The following is a 24,333-nucleotide window of genomic DNA, read 5'->3' on the forward strand; positions in this document are numbered from 1 at the left end:
TTAATAGCCCGGTCTTCTTCCATTGAATGTCTGAACATGGTCCTGATTTTGTTTCATCTGCATTGAATATTCCAAAATATCGTTTCATGATGATCCTCCTGTCTGCTGTATCATTATTTTATCTGATGTCTTTCTATATAACTAAGTCACAGACAGAAGAAACGTTACAGGAAAATTTATATAACCATAAATGATGAAAAAAAGTTCACCAAACTTATACATAAAAAAAGCTGTATAAAATTTCTATACAGCCGCTTATATCCTCTATCTTCCACCTTATACAAGAATTAATATAACGTGCCCTTCCGTAAAGTAATCACTCTGCACTGATGTTTCTTTGTCTTTTTGTTATATCCAATTCCTACTGCAAGGATTTCTCCTGTGTATTTTGCCTTTTCTCCTGCTTTTCCCGAAAAGCGTAAACTATATTTTTTATCTATAATCTGCTGAACAGCTTCATCTGCAGTATGGTCTACCTTTAATTCCAGAATAATGCCTGTATCTGCCGGATTTTCAGGATAAAAAATAAAGTCCACAAATCCAAGTCCTGCCTTGTCCTCTCTCTCCACCCGGTAGCTGTCTCTCGCACAAAGATACACCAGATTTACAATAGAAAATAACTCCACTTCATTATTATAAGAAAGTATCGGCGTCTCCGTATTATGAGCATATTCCAGTATTTCTTCCATAGTAGAAGTATCTTTTTCAAGTGTTGCCTTAAGCATGCGTTCGGACTCTTTTGCCAGTCTGTACACATATCCCAAAGAGGCTTCTTTCTGGAGCATTTCATCAAATTTGTCCATCAGTTCCTTATTCGGAATATAAACTTTTCCCTGATAATAGCTCAGGAAACCATACACTACCATTGCTGACAGAATTTCCTCTCTGGTTGTCAGATTCATAGACGTAGCTGCGTATTCCTTTATCTTAGCCGGAACTCCTTCACCTGATATCATAACTGCAAGATCATTTCTTACTTCTGCTACATTATTTTTTACATAGTAGAAAATTTCATCATAAGGTCCTGAACTTGTCCAGTAGCTGTCAAGATTATTGTTTGTCAGAGAAGCCACTACTGATCTTGGATTGTACATTCTCTCTCCATTTTTAGCATAGTATCCGTCATACCATGTTTCCAGTCCCTCTCTGGTCACATAAGGTGTTTTCTCTTCATTTCTGCATATCTCCAGATACCTTCTGTAAAGCATATCTGTCTCTGATTCAGTAAATCCAAAATCCTCACTGAATTTCTCTTCTGAAGCCATTGTATATTCAATGAACATATTTAATTCAGAACCGCTGGAATACTTGGCAATCGGTAAAATTCCAGTCATGTAGGATAAAGAAACATAGGCATGATCTTTTAACAGATTGCTCAGAAAAGAAATGTAATTCTGTCTGTCTTCCTCGGTAACAAAATTTTTATGAAAAATACAGTCCCATTCATCAAAAATGAAAATAAACTTCTGTCCATTATATTCGATGAAAATGCTCTCTAAAATATCCCACAGAGAGTCTTCCGGATATATTTCTATTTCAGAATATACTTTCAGAAGATCCCTTTTTAAACGTTCCTCAATACGTGTAATGTATTCCATATAGGATTTACAATTTCCCGGCATTTTGCTGAAATCAATATAAATTACATTATGCTGATTCAAATGTTTTCTGTAATCTTTATCTGCTGAAATCTGAAGCCTGTCAAAAACATCACTGCTTTCAACACCTTTACTGAAAAATGCTCCAATCATGTTTGCCATGACAGTTTTTCCAAATCGCCTGGGGCGGGTAATACATATATGTGCATTTCCCTGCTCTGCCAGTGGAATCAATTCCTTCAACAGACTGGATTTATCTACAAAATAAGGTCTGGTATATTCGCTTTTGTATAAAGAATAGGATGAAATACTGTTCAGATATATCCCCATACTGTCACCTCATAAGTCAGGCGGATAAAATCATCCGCTTCGCTACTTGCTCATAAACACCAACAATTTTATGTCATTATGCTTTTTACTCTGTGAATCATCAATACTGATTTTATTTTATCATAATTCTTTTGGGAATTCTATTTCTATATGCGATTTTTCATTTTCATTTTCTCAACAGAAAAACCTCCAGAAACCTTACTGTTGCGGGATATCTTACGTTTGGACACCATGTAGCTGATTATCGACTTTTCTTCTACAAATAATAACTATGACTGCGGATACTTACACTACCTGTTTGACTTTATAATGCAATATTCCTTTGGTCAAAGACACTGCCAACATACCCACAGCTATTACAGCTACAACGTACCAGATACTGTATATGCTGTGCAAAAATCATAACTCCCTGCAATATAAACAGGCAAAGAATCCTGTTGATTCCATGCTTCATATTTTATAGAAATCCCGAATACGCTTGTGAGCATATTTCTCATTCTCCTTTTAACTTAATTTATTTCATTTTAACTTAGTATTTGTTAAAATCAAGTTTTTAAGTTATTATTAGTTTTCAATAAAGGACCGTTATTTTACATCTGCATATGTAAATAACAGTCCTCATCTTCTTTTTATATTATAACTGATTAAAGCTCTTCTCCGTTCGTCCGGATCACATTCTGATACCAGCCAAAGGATTTCTTCTTATATCTCTTACCACTTCCGGTTCCATCATCATTCTTATCAACATAGATAAAACCATAACGTTTCTTTAATTCACCTGTTGTAAATGATACCAGATCGATACATCCCCATGGAGTATATCCCATCAAATCTACGCCATCAATCTCTACCGCTTTCTTCATCTCAGTAATATGTTCTTTCAGATATTCGATACGGTAATCGTCATCACAGGTATGATCTTCCTTCAGAATATCAATTGCTCCGAATCCATTTTCTACTATAAATAAAGGTACTTCATAACGTTCATATAAAGTAACCAGTGCATAACGCAGTCCCACTGGGTCAATCTGCCAGCCCCAGTCACTTGCCTTTACATATGGATTGGCAATTGAATTTGGAGAACTTCCGTCCAGGGATTCTGCAGTATCTTTCTGAACATCTGCTTTCACTGCATTGGTCATATAGTAACTGAATCCAAGGTAATCACATTTTCCTTCTGCCAGAATCTCTTCATCCCCAGACTCCATCACTGGTTTTGTACCTTCTCTTTCCCATTCCTTCTTTGCGAATGCCGAATAATGGCCGCGGATATGTACATCTGAGAAATAATATCTCTCATGCATACACTCTGTTGCAACCATAATATCATCCGGGTTGCAGGAATAAGGATAAAACGGTACGAATGAACACATACATCCGATCTGGAAGTCCGGATTGATCTCATGGCCTTTCTTCACCACCAGTGCACTTGCCACCAGTTCATGATGTGCTGCCTGATACAGGGCTTTCTTCTTATTATCATATTCCGAGAAACGCACTCCTGAATTTGTCCATCCAAAGATGTCTGCCGATGTATTACTCTGGTTATTGATCTCGTTAAATGTCATCCAGTATTTTACCTTATCTTTATAACGTTCCATAACGGTTACTGCATAACGTACAAAGAAATCTATCACCTTACGGTTGATCCATCCGCCGTATTCCTTAGCCAGATGATACGGCATCTCAAAGTGGCTTAATGTGATAACCGGCTCGATACCGTATTTTAACAATTCATCAAACATATCATCGTAAAATTTAAGACCTTCTTCATTCGGCTCTGCCTCATCACCATTTGGGAAAATACGTGTCCATGCAATACTTGTTCTGAAACACTTGAATCCCATCTCAGCCATCAGAGCAATGTCTCCTTTGTATTCATGATAGAAATCCACTGCCACATGGTTCGGATAATACTTTCCTTCTACTACTCCGTCTGTAATCTCACGCATCTTTGTTGCGCTTCCGCCAGTCATAACATCAATGACACTTGGGCCTTTTCCACCTTCGTTCCATCCGCCTTCTAACTGGTTGGCAGCTACCGCGCCGCCCCATAAAAATGTATCTGGTAATGCCATAATTCTTCCTCCTGCACTTCATGCGGAAATCTTTTCAAAGATTTCCGCACTCTTTTTTCTATATTTTTTAAGATAGTTCAAGAAGCTCCACTCCGACAGTTACCTGTCCTTCTGCCTTCATCTCTACATCATTGAATTCGTCACTGTTTGTAACAACAATCGGTGTAGTCACTTCATATCCGGCTTCTTTGATTCCCGGAATATCAAATTCCAGAAGAAGCTGTCCTTTTTTCACCTGCTCACCTTCTTCTACATGGATGGTAAAGCATCTTCCATTCAGTTTTACAGTATCCATACCTACATGAATCAGAATTTCTACTCCGTCTGTACTTTCCATTCCAACTGCATGATGGCTGTCTAATAATCCGACAACTTTACCATCGAACGGCGCATAAACCTTTCCTTCTTCCGGAATGACCGCACATCCTTTTCCCATCATCTCACTTGCAAATACCTCATCGTGTACTTCGCTTAACGGAATGACTGTTCCTGCAAGTGGGCTCTCAATCTTTTTGATCTCTGCTGTCTGTTCCTTCTGCTCCTGTTTTTCACCGGAAAGCATCTCTGTCCCTGTAATTTTTTTTGTTTCTTCTTCACTTTCTTCTGCTTCATCAACCGGATCGTCAAATCCGACAATCTGAATTGCCACGATCGTGATCACAAAAGCAATCACGCATGCCAGTGCCTCCCCGATAAAGGACATCGGTGCATCTTTGCTGATTGCATTTACGATTGTCAGAAGTCCCGGAAGTCCGGCATATGCGTAGTATGCAGAATGGAAGAAACTCATTACAACTGCTCCGACTGCACCGCCTGCACATCCGCAGATAAATGGTTTCTTAAGTCTTAATGTTACTCCATAGATGGTAGGCTCTGTAATACCGAAGATTCCTGTTACTCCGGCTGAAAGTGCCACACCTTTAAATTCTTTATTTCTGGATTTGATAAATACTCCGAATGCTGCAGCTACCTGTGCCACAACAGCGATTGTCTGGAATGCCTGGAATGTATCACAGCCATTCATATCGAAGTTGGCAAGTACGACCGGTGTAATTCCCCAGTGCACGCCAAAGATAACGACTACCTGCCATAATCCACCGATGATCGCTCCTGCCAGTGCCGGTGCAAAAGCTACTAATGCATTGTAACCATTCGCAATTGCATTTGCTGTAATCGCAGATGCAGGTCCGATTACCATGATCGTTGCCGGAACCATGACCACAAAACAGATCAGTGGTGTCAAAAGCGGCTTGGCTGCATCCGGAAGTTTCTTTTCGATAAAATGCTCCAGATAAGAAAGTACCCATACCAGAAGCAGTGGTGGAAGTACGGTAGATGTATAAGTTGTCTCTGATAACTTCACACCTAAGAATCTTACCACATCACCATCTGCGATTCTTGCTGCGATATCTGCCCATGACTGGTTAACCAGTGCACAGCAGCATAAGATTGCAATGTATGTATTACATTTAAAATGCTTTGATGCAGTGATCGCAATGAAGATTGGTAAAAATGTAAATGGCGTCCATGACATGAAGTTCAGCACTTCATAAGTTCCTGTCTCTGCAAATGAAGGTGCCGCCATCGTGATCAGGATCAAGGCTCCCTGCAACAGACCTGCTGCTGCAAGAATGTATACGAATGGTGCAAATACTGCAGACATCGTTGCGATAATACGGTTAACAATGTTCTGCTTAGGCTGTTCGATTTCCTGTGCAGATGCATCCAGATGCAGGGCTTCTGCAACCGAATCATAGACTTCTCCAACATGAGTTCCGATTACAACCTGGAACTGTCCGTTATTTTCCACAACCGTGATAACTCCTGCCAGTGCAGATACTTTTTCTTTTGCTCCTTCCGGCGTCTCTTTTAATACCAGACGGAGTCTTGTCGCACATCTTGTGGCATTTACAATATTCTTCTGTCCGCCCACGACATCGATGATATCCAGGGCAAGCTTATGATAATCTCTTACCTTTGCCATATGAAACTCTCCTTTTCCTTTTTCTGATCCCTGTATCCTCCGGAATCTGTATACCTCTGTATGTTTGTTTAAGAGTTTTTACATGCATGTATCTCTCTTTCTATCTGACAAGTACACTATAAATAATTTATCGTTTTCTTACAATTCTTTTGCTTTATTCTGTTAAATCGTTTCATATTTTTCTTTTTGTTTTTTATCTTTCTCGAAACAATGTTTCAGGCGTAAAAAAAGACATGTTGTTTTTGTATATATTGCACAACATGTCTTTGCGAAATCTGCCTATATCAAAATTTACATTTCCGGTATCACTTCCCGACATTGATCCAGAACATTTACCATAACAACTTTTTGCCCGACTTCTCATATTTATTATTCAATGCAAGATTCTCATCGTATTTCCTGCTGAATTCCATGCCATATAAGATATCCAGCAGATATTTTCCCGAAGCAAAGAACATTGAACTCCAGAACTCTTCTACTTTCTCAGAACCTGCTGCATACAGGAACTCATCCGCCTGTTTTGATACAATCCCGTCACGCACTGCAGAGATTACGATAACTTTCGTACCGCCCTTTCGCAGCATTCCGGCAATCTCTGCCAGTCGTTCATTTTTCCCCGTATGACTGATCAGAATCGCTACATGCCCATCTGCCGGCATTGCTGCATGCAGTCCCTGAATATTCGTCGCGGAATGGACATTCGCCACTTTTCCTGCATGGAAGAAAAGTGAACATCCATAATCTGCCAGATACACATTCATATCATATACGTAAAAGTCCACGCACGATGCATCTGCGATCATACGGCCGATCTTTACCAAATGACTATACGACAATTCCTTCTTTGTTTCTTCAATTGCCTGCCTCTGAACCTGTGTTGCCTTTCTCACCATCGTTACAACGTTCTCACGTTCAGACATCGTTATGACTTCTTCTTCCTCAATCGTTTCATATTGTAATTCCCTGACCAGCTGCAGTTTGAATTCCGGGAATCCCTTCGTTCCTAATTTCTGACAGAATCTTGTCACCGACGCCGCACTGGCAAATGTGGCATGACCAAGTTCTCTGGATGACATCTCTTCAATCTTTTCCGGATGTTCCAGAATATACTTCCGGATATCCTGTTCCCGTTCCGTCAGATTCTTATGTTTTTTCATATCCTGTATCAGCGACATAGACATTCCTCCATCGTCTGATTTGATTCTATAATTGTACCAATTGGTTTCGTAATATGTGCATTCATACCGGCTTTAAATGACTTCTCTTTATCTTCCTCAAATACATTTGCGGTCATGGCAACGATTGGGATATTTGCTTTCTTATTATTCTTTAGAGTACGGGTTTATTATTTAATGGTTACTGAGCAATGACCTGCGTTTCGGTACCCCCCCCCGCCGCCGGATTTTATGCTTCTTATTGTCTTTTCCAGCGTCTTCATATCAACCGGTTTTGAAATATGGGCATTCATACCGGCTGCCAGAGAATGCTGAATATCCTCTGAGAATGCATTGGCGGTCATGGCAATGATCGGAATTGTCTTTGCCAGCTCATGGGAACTTCTGCGGATTGCCTTCGTTGCCTCATAGCCGTTCATGACAGGCATCTGCACATCCATCAGGATCATATCATAGTCACCCGGGACAGACTGTTCAAATGTCTCCAGGACCCTTTTACCATTTTCACAGATCGTACACTCCGCGCCCTCAATCTTTAACAGTTCCGTCAGAATCTCCGCATTCAGCTCATTGTCCTCTGCACATAGGAATCTCATTCCTTTCAGGATATTGCCATCCTGCTCTTCTGTTTCTGCCTGTGAAGCCGGAGAAGCAGATCTTTCTTCTGCGATTTTCAGATCCATAAAAACCTCAAAACAGCTGCCCTGTCCCGGTTCACTTTCTACATCAATGGTTCCGCCCATCAAGTCAACCAGATTTTTGGTGATTGCCATTCCAAGACCGGTTCCCTGTATCTTATTTGTCAGAGAATTTTCTGCACGGGTAAAGGCATCAAAAATCGTGTTCTTGAAATCTGCCGACATTCCCATACCATTATCGCAGACTAAAAAGCGATACTTTGCATAAACAGATGAATTTGATTCACATTCCTCTGCCAGAAGCTGAATTTCTCCACCTTCCTGTGTATATTTTATTGCATTAGACAGCAGATTACTAAAAATCTGCATCAGATGAACCTGATCCCCGTTCACCCACTCATGCCTGATGTTTTCTTTTGTAATTGTAAGAGTCTGCTTCTTTTCAGATATCTGAGAACGAAATATAGTGTCAATCTCCTGTATAAAATCCGGAATAGAAAAATCAGAATACTTGAAGACAGTTTTTCCTGCTTCAATCTTACTCATATCCAGAACCTCATTAATGATTCCTAACAGATGCTGTGAGGAAGTATCAATTTTATCCGCATACTCTATTACCTTGCCTTTATCACCGGCATCATGTCTGATTAAGGACGTAATACCAATGATCGCATTCATAGGAGTACGTATATCGTGAGACATATTGGCAAGAAAACTGCTCTTGGATCTGTTCGCCTCCTGTGCCACCTGAAAAGCATCCTCTGCCGCCTGTTTTGCCTGCCGCAGCTTTGTATTCACTGTTTCCAGCTTGGCATTATTTTCCCGCTCCAAACGGATTGCTTCCTGCTGATTTCTGTACATAACAAAGGAAATCCCCATCATAACACAGGCAGCTACGATAACCGTAAAGATAACGATAAATACCATAACAAAATTGACAAGTTTTAATGTATTCGTAGCAACATACTCCGCCGGAACCAGAAAGATAAGTGTCCATTCGGCATTTTCCATTCTTTTTAATCCGTAAAAATATTCTGTTCCATCCAGAACTGCATTAGAATAACTGCAGTCTTTTTTCTCCAGTTCCGCCTTTGTTTTCTCAAAGGAAGAATTGTGAAGATACTTCATATTCTGTAAAACAGAAAATACATTATGGCCCTTGATCAGTTCCACCTGATTGCTGTTGAACAGTTTAGATCCATTATCATCCAGTACATACACACTGTTGTTTCCGTTATAAGCTTCGCAGTTAAAATATGGATTTAGCTGTTCCATGTCCTGGGCAATTCCAAAATAGAGAATTGAAGTTTTCTTTTCTCCATTTTGAAGATGTATGGGCTCCGGCAAACGATTCAGAAATACCATCTTTGACTGGTTATCCGTCATAGAATCAAAAACAAAACTGATCTTTTCAGGACTTTCTTCAAAATAATCCAGTTCCCGGAAAAGTCCCTTGTTTCCGGATTCTGTATAATATCCGCCTTCTGAATCCACTGCCATCAACGTAATCTTCTGCTCTGCATATGCTGATAATTCATATTTCTTTTTCATGTGTCTGCAGAGTTCATCTGTAGTCTGTACGTTTGCATCTCTCAGATAATTACATTCTTCCGTTACCCGATTCCAATGGGAATCGATCACATCCTCCAGATTTTGAAACATTTGACGGGTAACCTCTTCCATCTGGTTTAATCGTTCCTCATAGATAATATCCTGGATATAAGTATGATACAGGAAAAAGAATGCAAGAAACATCGCTATACCAGTCATACAACAACCCAATATTAAGTTCCGGTAACTCTTTGCCTTCTGCATCCTTCTCCTCCGCTTATTTCCATTCAGCGTCTGCTTCACTTAAAGTTTCAAATTGCCCAAAAAACTCCTTTGCCGCATCCATACCCACAACACCACTGTCTGTCACTTCCGTTTCTGATGCCAGTTTTTCACTGATTCCGGAAATTGCAACCTGATAAGTCTTTCCATCCTCCAGTTCCATATCTTCAGGATTTACCAACATATATGGATAATTCTTGCCTGTACCAACTGCATCATAACCTTCTTCATACAATGCCTGAATCTGTTTTCCTGTCAGCCTGATTGTTTTAATCGTCTGTGACCAGCCAGTCGGAAGAATGATACATACATCATAGTCTGTAATATTCTTTGCATACAGTTTTCCGCTCACACCATCATTGTTCTGGTTCGTACCATTTCCACTGATCCATGTTCCAAGGGATATAAGAGCAACGTCACTTCCGGTTGCCTCGGCAAAGCATCTGCCCACCAGCTTTGCACAGCTTTCCTGTGAAATTTCCTCTGTAGCTGTTGTGATCACTTCCGGCTGATTATTTACCACGCTGTCCTGATCCTCATCCAGCTGATCTGCCACATCCTTTATTGATGCCTTATCCTGCATGAATTCCAGCATTTTGGTTCCGGTATTTACAATCGTATTTTCCCATCCGGAATAAATAAACGGTGTCGTATTCCCTGCATTGATAAAATCCGAAATATCTGCATAGAAGGTGTCATCCGCCTTTGCATCTTTGAAAGGAAGCAGTCCTGCTTTTAATGTACTGTCCGGATACAGGGCACTGGTTCCTTCTACCGTAGACAGCACCTTCATGACTTTTAATGCATCTTCAAGTTTCTCAGGATCATTCTCCAGCTTTTTATTCAATCCATAAAAACGGTTTACATTTAAAATAAATACATTCTTGCTTCCATCTTCAGACAGGTATGGCATCAGACCAAATTTGTCCGTTGTATCTTCTGATTCCATAATGCCATTCTGTGGTCCCAATAGAAACAGTGAATTTCCCTTTATAAAAGCTTCTCTTGTTTTACTATCATCTACCGGATCACTGTTGCTGCAGTCAAGCATACCGAGATTTTTCCATTTCTGGATATATTCCATGCTGTCCATCATGCCTTCCGTGTCACTGACATTTGCCTTTCCTGACAGGTAATCTTTCTGCCACTGCTTTCCAGACATAGTACCAAGGAATCCCGCATCCGCAATATTACATATATACTGGAAGGCTGAACCAGGATACTGAATCTGTGCCATACATAACGTAACTCCTGCTTCTTTTGCCTTGTCTGCAAGTTCTTCAAGCTCTGTAAAAGATGTTGGCAGCTTCCAGCCATGCTTCTCAAGCAGTGTTTTATTATAGGTGATTCCATAACAGTTGTACAAAGATGGAAGCATATAAAGTGCACCCTCATCGGATACATCTTTCAGACGTGATTCCACATAATTATCTGTAAAATCGTATCCTGAGAGATCAATCATCTTATCACTGACATCCACCACATCTGGCTTATAAAAAGTCTGTGTGCAGATGTCCGGAAGATCATCTGCCTCTAACATATTCTGCAGACAGGTTGTTGTATTTGCTCCGCTGTACGGGACTACTTCAAGCTCAATCTCTGGATATGTTTTATGCACTTCTTCTATAAAATTGTCCACTTCCAGATAAGGAGCCATAAAAGTAATTGCTTCGTGCTTCTTTGGTGTTTCATCTGTTTTCCCACACCCTATAAGTCCTGTTGCCGCTATACATGCCAAAATAAGACATGCACTTTGTACTTTTTTGATTTTCATATTTTTCTCTCTTCTCCGATAAAATCATTATGGTTCCGTTTATGAAATAACATCCCTGCTTGCAGGATTCTTCGCCTGCGAAGGGTCGCTTCAGCAACATAATTCCCTCCGTCGCAGTGCGATCCTGCCCGGAGGGCTTTTTTATGTTATAGGAACATTACGGAGTAATTTCCTATAACATAAAAAAACACCGTCTCACAGACAGCGCACATCATTTCATGCAACTGGCTACCATTTTACAGGCCCTGTAGCTTTGCGTCACAGACTTTCATCTGCTTTGCCGATCGTCGTTCTATTACAGATTGTAAATTTATGCAAAATATTGATTTCATTATACTCCTACATTCCACTGTACACAAGAAAAACCTCGCCGCTTTAACGCTAAAAAAAGAACAGCCGATTATATATTCGAACTGTTCTCCTATAACCTGAAAAACTTTTGTTTAGCGGTTCCCCCCGTTTATTATGATTAATTGACTTGAAATTGCATTATTCTCAACAGAATTCGAGAGAAAATTTTCTCTTATCGTAATATACTTCTAACCAAATCAATGTAATTCAGCTTTACCGTTTCATAGGAAATATTGTCAGAAATCAATTTCATAGTTGAATCAGCATAATCATCAGCATAAAAATCTTCTCTTATGAGTTTTTCTGCTACAGCCAGCAGATCAACATCCTCCCTGGCAGACGGGGTTATTTTAATATCCATGCCTGATCTGTGCTTTCTAACATCTGCAAAGAGCCTTTTGAAATCATCATCCATTGAAATATAATTTTTCAGCTTAAAGATATCATATAAGTGTCTGGAATTTCTCGTTGCTCTTCCTACCATATAATAATCACACACAGCAAAAATTTTATCTATAATTGTTCTGGATAGTGCCTGTGTCTTCATCTTAAATGGTTCTAACCCATAGTCTCTCAAAATCTCCGCTTCTTCTGTTGCGAGACAATCAAATATTATACTTGTAATTTCCTTTTCTTCTGTTGGATAAGAATACGACATCAATGCTGTCTCCAGCTTCACATATGGTCGCAGACCTCTTTTATCTTCTGAGCAAACTGAACCATATAAGAAATCATAGTGATTATAGTCCTTATCGCTTTCAATAAACTTCCAATTATCAATTGCTAAGTCTAAATCTTCGCTAATTGGTTGTAATAACTGATATTTGATTTTCTTTCTTCTGGCTTCTCCCAAATGTTCTTCAAATGTAATATCAATATCCTCTGAAAAACGGTCTATAGCATGATAAGCCTTGGAAAGGGATGTTCCACCCTTAAACACCACATTAGGATTTCTCTGTACAAGTTCTTTTAATATCATTGTCACATAATAATCTTTTTCCACGATACTTTCATCTATGCCCGTTCGCTCTGATACCGTTACAATAATATCCCTCAACAATTCCTTATCATCTTTATGCAAATACATCATCCAACCTCAATTCATAATAATATTTAAATATTGCAATCGGAAACTCTCTTATATAACTATCCACGTCTTTTTTTGTGATGCCATGTATCCGCACAAATTGAGATACTTTATCATGAGCCACATCATAGCTTTCATCCAGATACACATCCAGATTCTTTAATAAGTCAAGTAACTGCAGCACATAAACATTTTCTTCATTTACCGGAACCACTGGCTTTCTTACAATGAATGTTCTCTTTCCAATTGGAACTTCTCTTACTTTTGCAGCCATATTGTTGCTTACAATCTCAACTTTATTGGGAACCTGCGTTGAAATTCCCAACTGATTGGCAAATGTATTTCCCGAATAGAAGCCATCTACTTTCCCACCTCTGGAAACATATTTGTATCTGGCAACCGTATCTGCATTTACACCTACACTTGTTTTTAATCGTGATTTCTTAGGCAAATAATAAATGCCGTTCTCATATTTCTGCAGTTTTCCTTCATTGCATAACTTTTTTAACTGCTGGTTTACTGCAGATTTTGTAATTCCCTTAATCACTATATCAGAAAAGAATATAGGCTCTGCTTCCTTATAATTGTTTTTCAAAAATTCATATAGCATAAACCTCTCTCCTTCTATCTAAATATTTGTAACAAGTTAAGTTATTTTTGTTAATTATATTCTATTCTTATTCTTAAGCTCTGTCAATGTTATTTTGATAGCTATTGTTAGTGTATCCAGAGCAAAATAAAACATAAAAGAATCTTTCATTCTTTTCTCTGGACAAATAAAAATACGGCATCACACAGACCAGCTCATGTGATACCGTAATATTCTTTCTTATATCTTCAGCACTCGCAATCACAACCTGCAACGATAATGATATGACACACAGAATGATTGCTGTAATTTTTCTTAAAACAACAGCTCCATCTGATCCCCCACTTCAATTCTCGCAGTGACAAGCTCATCCGGTTCTTTCCCTCTTTTGTGTTCGGCTTTCAGATACTGCGTACCGCCTCTCAGACTTGCAGCGATCAGATTCAGCACATATATATTGTCAAAACGATTATAGATGGACTCTCCGCCCAGACCGGTAAGGCAGATAAACTGTGTGTTGCTCTTTTTTGCCATATCCATCAAAGGGATCAGCAGATGGGAGGCATTGGTCTGTGCGAACAGGTTGTCCATGATCAGAACCTTTCCCTCATTTTTATCTGCAAAAATGTCCGTATCATCCCGTCTCATATAATACATCGGTACGTTTTAAATATACACGGAACCATTTCCAGTCATGCCCGTCGTACAGTTTCAGATATGCTTCATCTTTTCCTTCTGCTCCTTCGCGGTACATCACATCCCGGTAAAAGACCGGCATGGCATGGTTCCTGCAGGTAAGTTTCGGCCTTCCGGACAGCACTCCGGTCTCTTTCCACTGCCCCAGCCAGGTCTCATACGAAGATACACTTCCAAGCGCATGCTGGATCGCGGACCTGCGGAGGTAAGACGGCATCTTCCTCAATTCTTCCCAGACCTGTGCGTAGATCTATGTCAGGTAACCGACTGCCTGACGATAGATCTCCATTGTCTGACGGATCGGGATATTCTGTTTTCGTATCTCCACACCATAGCTGGATACTGTCCGCATCTTCTTCCACCTTTCCCGCAAAAACAAACGTTTCTGGAATGATTCCTGTACTCAGGGCTTTCTCTTTTCTTTTTCCTTCTGGCCTTCGATATAGGCAGATACCTGCTCACGGCTCCGGTCACTGACTGTAACGGCACAATAAGACGGGTTCCACAAATGTCCTCCCCACAGTTCTTTTTTCAGCTCCGGATGTAAAAGGAACATCTGACGTGCAAGATTCCCTTTCATGATCTTGATCATATCTGAAATATAAAACTGCGGCCGACAATCCACAAGCATGTGGATATGATCCGGCATGACTTCCATTGCCAGGATCTGAAACCGATACTCTTCTGCCAGATCCTGCAACATCTTTTTGCATTCCAGGTCGATCCCGTCTTTTAATACTTTCTTCCTGTATTTCGTACACCAGACCAGATGATACTGCAGAGAATATACATATCCTCTACCATATGAAAGCTGATTTTTATTTATATTAAATATATCTTTTTCCATGTCTATATTATACCATATGCATTTCTTTAAGCAAACATTTGTTCTGGATATTTTTTATAAAAATTGCGCGTCTAACTCATCACTACTACAATATATTTATGGGTAATCCCCTTACTTCCAGTAAGGATTTATCCATCTCATTACTTAAACTGTTAGAATGTAGGATGCAATGGTATATCGACTTCATCACTTGGACCTCGCGTCCGTACTTTAGACTGATAACCGGCTCCTCATTCACAGTGTTCGTTTTATGCAGGTTGGATCACATTAGGTGCATTCGTGTCACACACAGTAGTTTGAACAGGTAATGAGTAAAACTGGTATTTATCCATTGTAATATTTTTTAAGGAGTGATAAATTTATGAACGCAGTAGGTATCGATGTTTCAAAAGGTAAAAGTATGGTTACAATTCTGAGACCATTTGGGGAGATTGTATCCTCTCCTTTTGAGATTAAGCACACATCCAGTGATATCCATTCACTTATTAAACTTATTCATTCTATCGAAGGTGAATCCCGGGTTGTAATGGAACATACCGGCCGCTACTACGAAGCACTTGCTCACCAGCTTTCAGCAGCAGATCTCTTTGTCAGTGCTGTTAATCCCAAGTTGGTCAAAGATTTTAATAACGATTCTCTTCGCAAAATCAAGTCCGACAAAGCTGATTCTGTCAAGATTGCCCGCTACGCTCTTGACAAATGGCAAAGTCTTGAACCGTATAGTATTACAGATGAATTACGCGCTCAGCTAAAGGTCATGAATCGTCAGTTCCATTTCTATGTGAAACAAAAAACGGCTATGAAAAATAATCTTATTGGCCTCATTGACCAGACCTATCCAAATGCAAATACTTATTTCAATAGTCCCACCCGCAGTGATGGTTCCCAGAAATGGGTTGATTTTGTCTCTACATACTGGCATGTAGATTGCATTCGTAAAATGTCTCTAAACGCTTTTGTTGAACATTATCAGAACTGGTGCAAGCGCAAAAAATATGCCTTCAATAAATCAAAAGCGGAAGAAATTTACACCAAAACAAAGGAACTTGTTCCAGTATTTCCTAAGAATGAAATAACCAAACATATCATCAGACAAGCTATCGATCAGCTCAACAGTACTTCCGTTACTGTCGAAACAATACGCACTCTCATGAACGAGACTGCCTCAAAGCTTCCTGAATACTCAATTGTCATGCAGTTTAAAGGGATCGGTCCATCTCTCGGTCCACAGCTTATGGCTGAGATCGGTGATGTAACCAGATTCACGCATAAAGGAGCCCTTACTGCATTCGCCGGAGTTGATCCTGGGGTAAACGAATCTGGTTCCTATGCACAAAAAAGCGTCCCAACATCCAAACGTGGATCTTCAAATTTAAGAAAGACTCTTTTTCAAGTAATGGATGTTCTTATCAAAACCATGCCTCAGGATGATCCTGTATATCAATTCATGGACAGAAAACGCACCCAGGGTAAGCCTTACTATGTTTATATGACTGCAGGTGCTAATAAATTTCTCAGAATATACTATGGACGAGTGAAAGAATATCTTTCTGTTCTTCCTGATCCAAGCTAATTCAAAACTTTTACTTTCAGACCAGCACTGGTTGTGGTGGCCTTATTTTAATGCCTAATTTTTAACCTGTAAAGTTTTTTAACTTTCTTCAATTTTAGTATTGACTTTTTATTTGCAGGCTGAAGTAACGAGAATGCGACGCGCAGATATTCAAGAAATCACTCTCAAATTTTCCATATATTATTTTATTTCTCTCCATTTCAAATATATCAAAATGACTATATACTTATTTTACTCGATAATCACTTTTAATAAAAAGGAGGACAAAAAGTATGACAACAAAAACAAAAAAACTGGCAGCATTACTCATGAGCGGAATCATGACACTTTCCATTGCTCCAGTTGTACATGCCGACGATAAGGTAGAGCTTACCGGTATGGTACAGCAATCCAGATGGTACTCAGGATTACAGAGCATGGTTGAGAAGCTGGAAGAAGAGGAAAATATTTCTATCGAATTTGAAGTTGTTCCAGATGACCAGTATGATAACCTGATGAAAATGAGATTAAATTCTCATGAAGCTCCAGATCTGATTGCTTATCAGTTTGCAGATTTATTTGCCGCTGTAGATCCTGAAGAATTTTTTGTTTCATTAGATGATGAAAGCTGGGCTTCCAAAGTAAAAGCTCCCGAACTGACAGAATATAATGGAAAACATTACGGTTATTGTTTCGAAGCATCCAACGGTTTTCAGGGACTTATTTACAACAAAGATGTTTTTGAAGCAAATGGAATAACAGAACTTCCAAAAACCTTAGATGAATTTTATGCTGTCTGCGACAAATTAAAAGAAGCAGGAATTGTTCCTATTGCGATGCCATCAGATACCTGGGTTCCACAGATTTGGATGACCTCTGGTATGTCACGAGCACTTGGAAGTAAAGATGCTTGTGAAGATTTTGCAAATAAAATTTTAACAAATCAGGCAAAATTTAATGATTATCCAGAAATGGCTTCTGTAATTGACGAATACTTAGAATTGTTTAAAAGAGGATACGTGAATGATGATTATATGACAGTAAGCTATGATGAAATTCTGGGACGTCTGGCAAGCGGAGAAACTGCAATGATCTATGGTGCGACAGAAATTTTAACTTCCATTGAAGAATCTTACCCTGATGCCAATCTGACTATTTTTAATCCTCCAGTAGGCTATGATGATAAAGATGTTCTGGCATATCTTCCTACAGCAATGGGACTTGCTGTAAATAAAGATACTGAAAACCTTGATACTATTAAAAAAGTATTTGATCTGTGGAGTACTCCGGAATATGGAGATTTATATTTCCAGTCTCGTCCAGGCTTCCCAAATATTGAAGGAATTGACGGAAACGAAGGTGCAATGAATCCAGATATCCCTAAAATCTACAACGAATATATGGACGAAGGAAGAGTAGTCGCACAGATGAATCAGTACCTTGACACTCTCCAGCCACTGTTTGGAAATACAATTTGGGTTTACTATCTGGAAGCTCCATCTAAAGGAAATATGGATGGAAAAGCTGTTCTGGACCGTTTCCAGGAAGATGTAGATAAATTTATGACCGAAAAAAGAGCAGAAGGTTGGAAATAACACAATCTCTGAAGTCTGATTAACAATATTTATTCAAAAGAAAGGGACTGAGGCAGAGAGCTTTAGTTCCTTTCTGTTAAGGAGATCTAATATGCCCAAAAAAAAGAAATCAATTTATCCTTTATGGGTGCTTATTCCAGCGCTTTTAATATACACTGTTTTTTCCGTTGTTCCCATTGTGATCAGCCTGGTATGTTCTTTTACAGACTGGAATATGGGCCGATTATATACACCCGCATTTAATGGAGTTGCCAATTACATCGAACTTTTAAAAGATCCTGTTTTTTTGCGTTCTATTGGCAATACCTTTTTGTTTGCATTGGCAACTACCATCTTAAAAACAGTAGTTGGCTTTCTTCTTGCGCTTGTTATGGTAAAAAAAATACCCGGAAGAGGAATTATGCGAACCATCTATTATGCTCCCTGTGTAATTAGTATCACGGTTGTCGGAGTGTTATTTAAATCTATTTTAGCAAATAAAGGATTACTCAATAATATCCTTCAAATGATAGGATTAAGCAACTTAACTCATGATTGGCTTGGAAGTTATGGCACTGCTATTGGAAGTGTAATTTTGGTAGAGACATGGATGTGGGCAGGATTCAATATGTTCATTTTCATTTCCGGTCTGCAGGCAATTCCTGAGGATTACTATGAAAGTGCTACCTTAGATGGTGCCTCTGCTTTTGCAAAGCTAAAAAACATCACGCTTCCTTTAATTGTTCCGTCAATGACCGTTGTTGTGACACTAAGTATTGCTGGTGGTTTAAAAGTATTTGATATTATTTATGTACTCACAAATGGAGGTCCAGGTTTTGACACACAGGTTCTGGCAACTTATACCTATCAATCCTTCAGTCTCGGATTTCTTGGGGAATCATCAGCCGGAAGTGTCATTCTGGCAGTTATTGTAGTAATCATATCGTTTACTATGAATCGTTATTTTACGAAACGAGAGGTAGAAATGTGAAGAAAAAACACGCAGGAAAATGTATTCTTTTTTTATTCATGGTTGCTTTGGCATTGTTATACGTAATACCATTTTTTATGATGGGATTGGGTTCTTTCAAAACCCAGGCAGAAGCAGCAAGATTTGACCTTGCCTTGCCATCAAAATGGCTTTTCTCCAACTATACTCATGTATTGGAATCTGGAAAAATATGGCTGGGATATCTTAACAGTATTATTATTACTATTCCCGTAACGGTGATTTCCGTTTTTTTGGGAGCAATAGCCGGCATTGTCATTTCCAGACGAAATGACAAATTATCGCAGGGAATTTATTATTATTTTATCTTTGGTCTTACATTGACCTTACAGATTGCATCTATTTTCTTTTTGTTGCAATATTTACATATATATGGTACTTTTTTCTCTGTAATCTGTATCTTTATTTCATTACGGATTCCTTTTACTGTTATGACATTCTGTAGCTTTGTAAAGGGAGTACCACGAGAGATTGATGAAGCATCCATAATGGACGGTTGTAATTTTTGGCAAATGACTATTAAGATATTATTTCCAATTTTAAAGCCAATCATGGTAACTAACGTTGTAATTACCGCTATTGATGTATGGAACAATTTTATGATTCCGTTATTCTATTTGGGATCTGCCAAAAAATCAACTATCTCCATGGTAATTTACAGCTTTTTTGGACGCTACAACAGAGACTGGCAATATGTGTTTGCTGCATTGATGCTGGTCGTATTGCCAATGTTAATCTTTTTTATAATTCTTCAAAAACATATTATTGCCGGTATGACAGCCGGTGCTGTGAAAGGATAAGGTGAAAACAGATGAAAGCAAATTATATGGTTATTGGATATGGTTGGAGAGCTGATTTTTATTACCGGATTGCAAAACTTTTACCAGAACAGTTTTCAATATGTGCCGGTGTATTACGTACAGAGGCTCGTGCAAAAGAAGTTGCATCAAAGGAACATATTTTTACTACCGTTGATTTAGACGAAGCACTTTCTCAAAAGCCAGATTTTGCAGTCCTCTGCGTTCCACGGGAAATTGCAAAGGATTATCTCGTACAATTAATGGAAAAAGGAATTCCTGTACTCTGCGAAACACCTCCTGGAAAAAATGTCGCAGAATTAAATGAATTATGGACATTGTCCCAAAAATATAATGGTCGTGTACAAATCGTAGAACAATATTTCCTCCAGCCTTATTACGCAAGTATATTAGATATTATCAAACAGGGTTATTTAGGCACAACCTCCAGCGTTATGTTATCTGCACTTCACGGATATCATGCAGTTAGCATATTCCGAAAATTTCTCGGTATTAAATACGAAAATTGTATCATTCAGGGAAAAAAATTCTGGTCAGAAGTAACTGCTACCAATGGTCGAAATGGTTTTGATGAAAGTGGAACCATTATTCAGGAAGACAGAGACTGGGCTTTTATGCAATTTGAAAATGGAAAAAACGCCTTTTTAGATTTTGAAGGTGAACAGTATTTTTCACAAATTCGTACACGACGTTGGAATGTTCGTGGTGTTCGAGGTGAAATTAATGACAATACTGTAAGATTTCTAAATGCCTCCAATCAACCAATAGAACAAACTCTCCAAAGAGTAGACGTAGGCATAAATAATAATAGCGAATGGGCACATAAGGGAATTCTATTTTTAGATAAACAAGTTTATCAAAATCCTTTTTATCCCGCAAGAATGAATGATGATGAAATTGCCGTAGCGTCTTGCCTTGCATGTATGAAAAACTTCACAGAAAACGGAACAGAATTTTATTCATTACGCGAAGCACTTCAGGATACTTATTTATCTTTTATGCTTGAGCAGGCAATTGAAAGCGAAAAAACAGTAAAAACAGAAACACAGCCCTGGGGCTTTTAAGAATCACAGAGGGGTGAGGACTTGAAGAAATATCAATTTCAAAAGAGAATTTTATTGCGCAGCATTTTCATTATGCTAATACTATTTATCATACTAACTATGGTATTTTCCAGTTATGTCATCAAAACCAGCACAGCAGAATTCGAAGAACAAATTGATGTTCAACTTCGAGGAATCACCACTCAAATTGATAATACACTTCGGCTTGCCGATGATATTGCTCTGCAAATTGCTGCAAATTATCAAATTATTGATGCATTCAGCGGACTTCAGGAATATCACGATGAAAAAAACTATTTTGTTGAAAATACAGATGTTGATTATACTATAAAACAACATCTGATTTCTTATATGCTAAAGCAAAATATTCTAAAACGTATCAGTTTATTTAATTCCAATCAGGATATCACTTATGTAGGAAAAGCTGTGGATTTTGGATATTTGAAAAAAGATTGTCCGAACCCTGATATTTTTACAGATACACAATCTTATTTCGCAGATCAAAAAGGAAAAGGCAGTTTATTCCGAGTCGATTCTTCTGATCCTTACATGCGAGAAATATCACCAACAATTTCCGTACTGCGTGAAATTAAAAACTATCAGTTAATACCTTCCGAATGTCTTGGATATGCACAGGTTCAAATTCAGATTGATAGTTTCGCACGTCTTGGAAAACTCCTTGGAAAAGAAACGGAATGTTTTGTTTTAGATCAGAAAAATGACCATGTGCTATATTCCTTTCAAAGTAATCGCAAAGAATCAGAAATAAAAACACTTCTGAGACAAACTAACAATTTGCAAGGAGGATTGTACTGTAAACTCTGGGACTCTGAAAAATATGGAATAAAAGTTCTGATTGTATCAAAAAACACAGGCCTGATTCATAGTCTTATGTCTACTTTTACCTGGGGAATCTTTCTACTTTTTTCTTTAATTACTATCATGATTTTAGCACAAAAAATTATTATCCAGAGGACAACTGAGCCCATTGTTCAGATGTGTGAAATGTTAACCGGATTACAGGTTGATAAGAATTTACAGGAAATACCTCTTGTGATCTGTGATGAAACAGATGAATTAAGGCAGTTAAATAATGCATTTAACGAATTGATAAAAAATTTAAAACTGTCCATGGAAAAAGAAATGGCCAGCAAAGTAAACGAAATACAGTGCCAGATGTATGCATTACAAACGCAGATGAACCCTCACTTTATTCATAACATCCTGACAATTATTTCAGCAATGTCCAGTACTTCCGAGTATGAAAAGATACCGGAAATCTGTGAGAAACTTTCAAGTATGATCAGATATAATATCAGTTCTTCCGAAGATTTTGGAAATTTAGATGGTGAGATTTTACATGCTGAAAACTATCTTGAACTAATGAAAATACGATACGAAGATAAATTTCAATATTCAATGTCCTATGTGGGTGAAATTCAAAACTGTCATTTACCCAAATTTATCATTCAACCGCTTCTTGAAAATTGTTTTGCACATGGCTTTCGAAATAAAGAATTTCCCTGGCAAATTAATATTCAAATCTATTGCACCGAAGAATGTTGGGAAGTACAGATTCAGGATAATGGATGTGGAATCTCTCCGCAAGAACTGGAAAATTTAAAGTTAGAATTATTTAAGATGCGTAGTCGCGATGTAAGAATGCTTATGAAAGAGATGAAAATCGGCGGTTTGTCTATAAAAAATGTTTATATAAGATTGTATCTTACCTATGGAAATCATATGCTTTTTGATATACAAAGCAATCCTAACGGAACTTGCATTACAGTTGGAGGGAACTATGAAAATACGTGTAATGGTTGTGGAAGATGAGCCTCCAATTCAGAGGAGTATCTGTCAAAAGATAGAAGAAACCAATAAAAACTTTACTGTAGTAGCCGCCTTCGACAATGGGAAAGATGCACTACAATATCTGAAAGAACATCCTGTTGATGTCATGTTTGTAGATATGAATCTTCCCATTGTAAGCGGTAAAGAATTACTGGACTTTTGTTCTAATGAAAAGCTATCGGTATTGCCTGTAGTTTTAAGTGGATATACAGATTTTGAATATGTAAAATGCGCAATAACTAACCATGCTATTGATTATTTATTAAAGCCCTTAAAGGTCCAGGAATTAAAACTGGTATTAGAAAAAATAGAAGAAAAAATCCAAAAACAGTACCTTAAAGAAAAGGTTCAAAATCTGACAGATGCAGTAAGAGGACTTGAAATGTTTCCAACAAAGGAAATACCTTCAGAAGTGAATTCCTCATACAGTATTTTACTGGTCTCTCTTGGCATGTGTCTCTATGAAAATGAAAGAAATTATCAGGAAATCTTTAAAAACATGGATCTGGAAAAAGCATTTTCACTTATTGTTCCTCCTGAAAACTTCTGGCTTGTAGATGGAAAAAGCATTAATGAAAAATTAATCTTTATTCGCAAAGACAGTATTCCCGATATTAATCATTTGAATCAATTTTTTAGAAAAGTAAAATGTTCTGATATTATTGTTACGGTTGTATATTATAAAGAAACCGTAGAGCTTCCTGATATTTTTTCAACATATCATTTGTTACAAAAATACACCCGTGAACATATGATTTTTTTAAAAAATTCTGTTTTAATTTACAGTTCTGAAGAATTCAGACAAGATTTTTCTGATCTCAGAAATAAAATCGACTATCTGATACTTCAGTGTAAAAATACAAATATTGATAACATAATCGAATCTTTTGCTCAATTACTTCACTTACTTACTATGCGTCCAATCATCCAAAAAGAAGCCTTGCGCAACATCAAATATTTTGTATCTGAAATATATAAATTATATCCTGGAAACAGAGAATTTTTTGAAGTTGAAGAAGATATTCAGTTTATTCTGGAGAATTATTATAGTGAAAAAGAACTACTTAAGGAGTTCAATTTCTTGTTAAAAGATATTTTTGGAATCGCAATGTATGACTCCGGAGACAAGAAAATAATTGCTTTAAAAATAAAAAACTACTTGGACGAAATGTTTCGGACTAATATTACCAACCAATTACTGGCAGCTCGTTTCGGATTTGTCCCATCGTACATAGTTAGTATTTTTAAGACCTATTATGGTTTAACCCCAATGGATTATCTGGTAAAAACAAGAATTGATGAGTCCAAGTTCCTTCTGACAAATAGTTCGTTAAAAATTAAAGAGGTTGCCAATGAAGTGGGATACGAAGATTCTCTCTACTTTTCAAAGGTTTTCAAAAAAATCACAGGTGTAAGTCCTAAAGAATATATCCGTTCAGAAAAAATTGATTCATAAAAATATTCTTTTAATTCAACTAAAAAATC

Annotated in this window: 18 protein-coding genes and 1 riboswitch; of the genes, 7 read left to right on the plus strand and 11 right to left on the minus strand. The window is 38.0% G+C overall.

Translation table 11 applies throughout. The features are described 5' to 3' along the window. Positions 1-287 precede the first annotated feature (287 nt). The 11 genes from NQ550_RS18760 to tnpA form a co-directional block, all read right to left on the minus strand. The gene (locus tag NQ550_RS18760) at positions 288-1,928 is read right to left on the minus strand and encodes an AAA family ATPase (protein WP_025580247.1); all 1,641 of its coding nucleotides are present in this window, start codon (positions 1,926-1,928) and stop codon (positions 288-290) included. Positions 1,929-2,572: 644 nt separating this feature from the next. Further along, entirely contained in the window at positions 2,573-4,006 is a 1,434-nt protein-coding gene (locus NQ550_RS18765; RefSeq protein ID WP_025580246.1) for a 6-phospho-beta-glucosidase, read from the minus strand. Between the two features lie 67 nt (positions 4,007-4,073). Beyond that, positions 4,074-5,990, minus strand: coding sequence for a beta-glucoside-specific PTS transporter subunit IIABC (locus NQ550_RS18770; RefSeq protein ID WP_025580245.1), 1,917 nt, complete (start codon positions 5,988-5,990; stop codon positions 4,074-4,076). Between the two features lie 332 nt (positions 5,991-6,322). Beyond that, positions 6,323-7,165: a MurR/RpiR family transcriptional regulator gene (locus tag NQ550_RS18775; RefSeq protein WP_029677143.1), complete on the minus strand. Its 843-nt coding sequence runs from the start codon at positions 7,163-7,165 to the stop codon at positions 6,323-6,325. Between the two features lie 170 nt (positions 7,166-7,335). Further along, positions 7,336-9,573, minus strand: coding sequence for an ATP-binding protein (locus tag NQ550_RS18780; RefSeq protein WP_259838409.1), 2,238 nt, complete (start codon positions 9,571-9,573; stop codon positions 7,336-7,338). A gap of 58 nt (positions 9,574-9,631) precedes the next feature. Beyond that, positions 9,632-11,410 (minus strand): ABC transporter substrate-binding protein, encoded by a 1,779-nt coding sequence (locus tag NQ550_RS18785; protein WP_025580242.1) that lies wholly within the window; start codon positions 11,408-11,410, stop codon positions 9,632-9,634. A 216-nt stretch (positions 11,411-11,626) separates the two neighbouring features. Further along, positions 11,627-11,702, minus strand: a riboswitch (cyclic di-GMP riboswitch). A 231-nt stretch (positions 11,703-11,933) separates the two neighbouring features. Further along, a complete protein-coding gene (locus NQ550_RS18790) occupies positions 11,934-12,848 on the minus strand; it encodes a nucleotidyl transferase AbiEii/AbiGii toxin family protein (RefSeq protein ID WP_025580241.1) in 915 nt (304 codons plus the stop codon). Beyond that, the gene (locus tag NQ550_RS18795) at positions 12,835-13,458 is read right to left on the minus strand and encodes a DUF6088 family protein (RefSeq protein WP_025580240.1); all 624 of its coding nucleotides are present in this window, start codon (positions 13,456-13,458) and stop codon (positions 12,835-12,837) included. The genes NQ550_RS18790 and NQ550_RS18795 overlap by 14 nt, the downstream gene beginning before the upstream one ends. A gap of 294 nt (positions 13,459-13,752) precedes the next feature. After that, a complete protein-coding gene (locus NQ550_RS18800) occupies positions 13,753-14,085 on the minus strand; it encodes a hypothetical protein (protein WP_330366506.1) in 333 nt (110 codons plus the stop codon). After that, entirely contained in the window at positions 14,072-14,350 is a 279-nt protein-coding gene (locus NQ550_RS18805; RefSeq protein ID WP_055058321.1) for a hypothetical protein, read from the minus strand. Before NQ550_RS18805 ends, NQ550_RS18800 begins: the two co-directional genes overlap by 14 nt. 186 nt (positions 14,351-14,536) lie before the next feature. After that, a complete protein-coding gene (tnpA, locus tag NQ550_RS18810; RefSeq protein WP_044956734.1) occupies positions 14,537-14,980 on the minus strand; it encodes an IS200/IS605 family transposase in 444 nt (147 codons plus the stop codon). Positions 14,981-15,341: 361 nt separating this feature from the next. On the opposite strand from tnpA, the gene NQ550_RS18815 reads away from it, so the two are divergent. From NQ550_RS18815 to NQ550_RS18845, 7 genes are all read left to right on the plus strand, one after another. Then, entirely contained in the window at positions 15,342-16,553 is a 1,212-nt protein-coding gene (locus NQ550_RS18815) for an IS110 family RNA-guided transposase (RefSeq protein ID WP_019160295.1), read from the plus strand. A gap of 272 nt (positions 16,554-16,825) precedes the next feature. Further along, positions 16,826-18,127, plus strand: a complete 1,302-nt coding sequence (locus NQ550_RS18820) for an ABC transporter substrate-binding protein (protein ID WP_025580161.1) — start codon at positions 16,826-16,828, stop codon at positions 18,125-18,127. 91 nt (positions 18,128-18,218) lie between these two features. Beyond that, positions 18,219-19,097 (plus strand): carbohydrate ABC transporter permease, encoded by an 879-nt coding sequence (locus NQ550_RS18825; protein ID WP_025580160.1) that lies wholly within the window; start codon positions 18,219-18,221, stop codon positions 19,095-19,097. Beyond that, on the plus strand, positions 19,094-19,915 hold the full coding sequence (locus tag NQ550_RS18830) for a carbohydrate ABC transporter permease (RefSeq protein WP_025580158.1): 822 nt from the start codon (positions 19,094-19,096) through the stop codon (positions 19,913-19,915). The genes NQ550_RS18825 and NQ550_RS18830 overlap by 4 nt, the downstream gene beginning before the upstream one ends. A gap of 11 nt (positions 19,916-19,926) precedes the next feature. Further along, the gene (locus NQ550_RS18835) at positions 19,927-20,997 is read left to right on the plus strand and encodes a Gfo/Idh/MocA family protein (protein WP_025580157.1); all 1,071 of its coding nucleotides are present in this window, start codon (positions 19,927-19,929) and stop codon (positions 20,995-20,997) included. A 21-nt stretch (positions 20,998-21,018) separates the two neighbouring features. Beyond that, positions 21,019-22,830, plus strand: a complete 1,812-nt coding sequence (locus NQ550_RS18840; protein WP_118509166.1) for a sensor histidine kinase — start codon at positions 21,019-21,021, stop codon at positions 22,828-22,830. Beyond that, a complete protein-coding gene (locus NQ550_RS18845) occupies positions 22,799-24,304 on the plus strand; it encodes a response regulator transcription factor (protein WP_025580154.1) in 1,506 nt (501 codons plus the stop codon). The genes NQ550_RS18840 and NQ550_RS18845 overlap by 32 nt, the downstream gene beginning before the upstream one ends. Positions 24,305-24,333 lie beyond the last annotated feature (29 nt).

This window comes from Blautia wexlerae DSM 19850, from assembly GCF_025148125.1.
Lineage (GTDB): Bacteria > Bacillota > Clostridia > Lachnospirales > Lachnospiraceae > Blautia_A > Blautia_A wexlerae.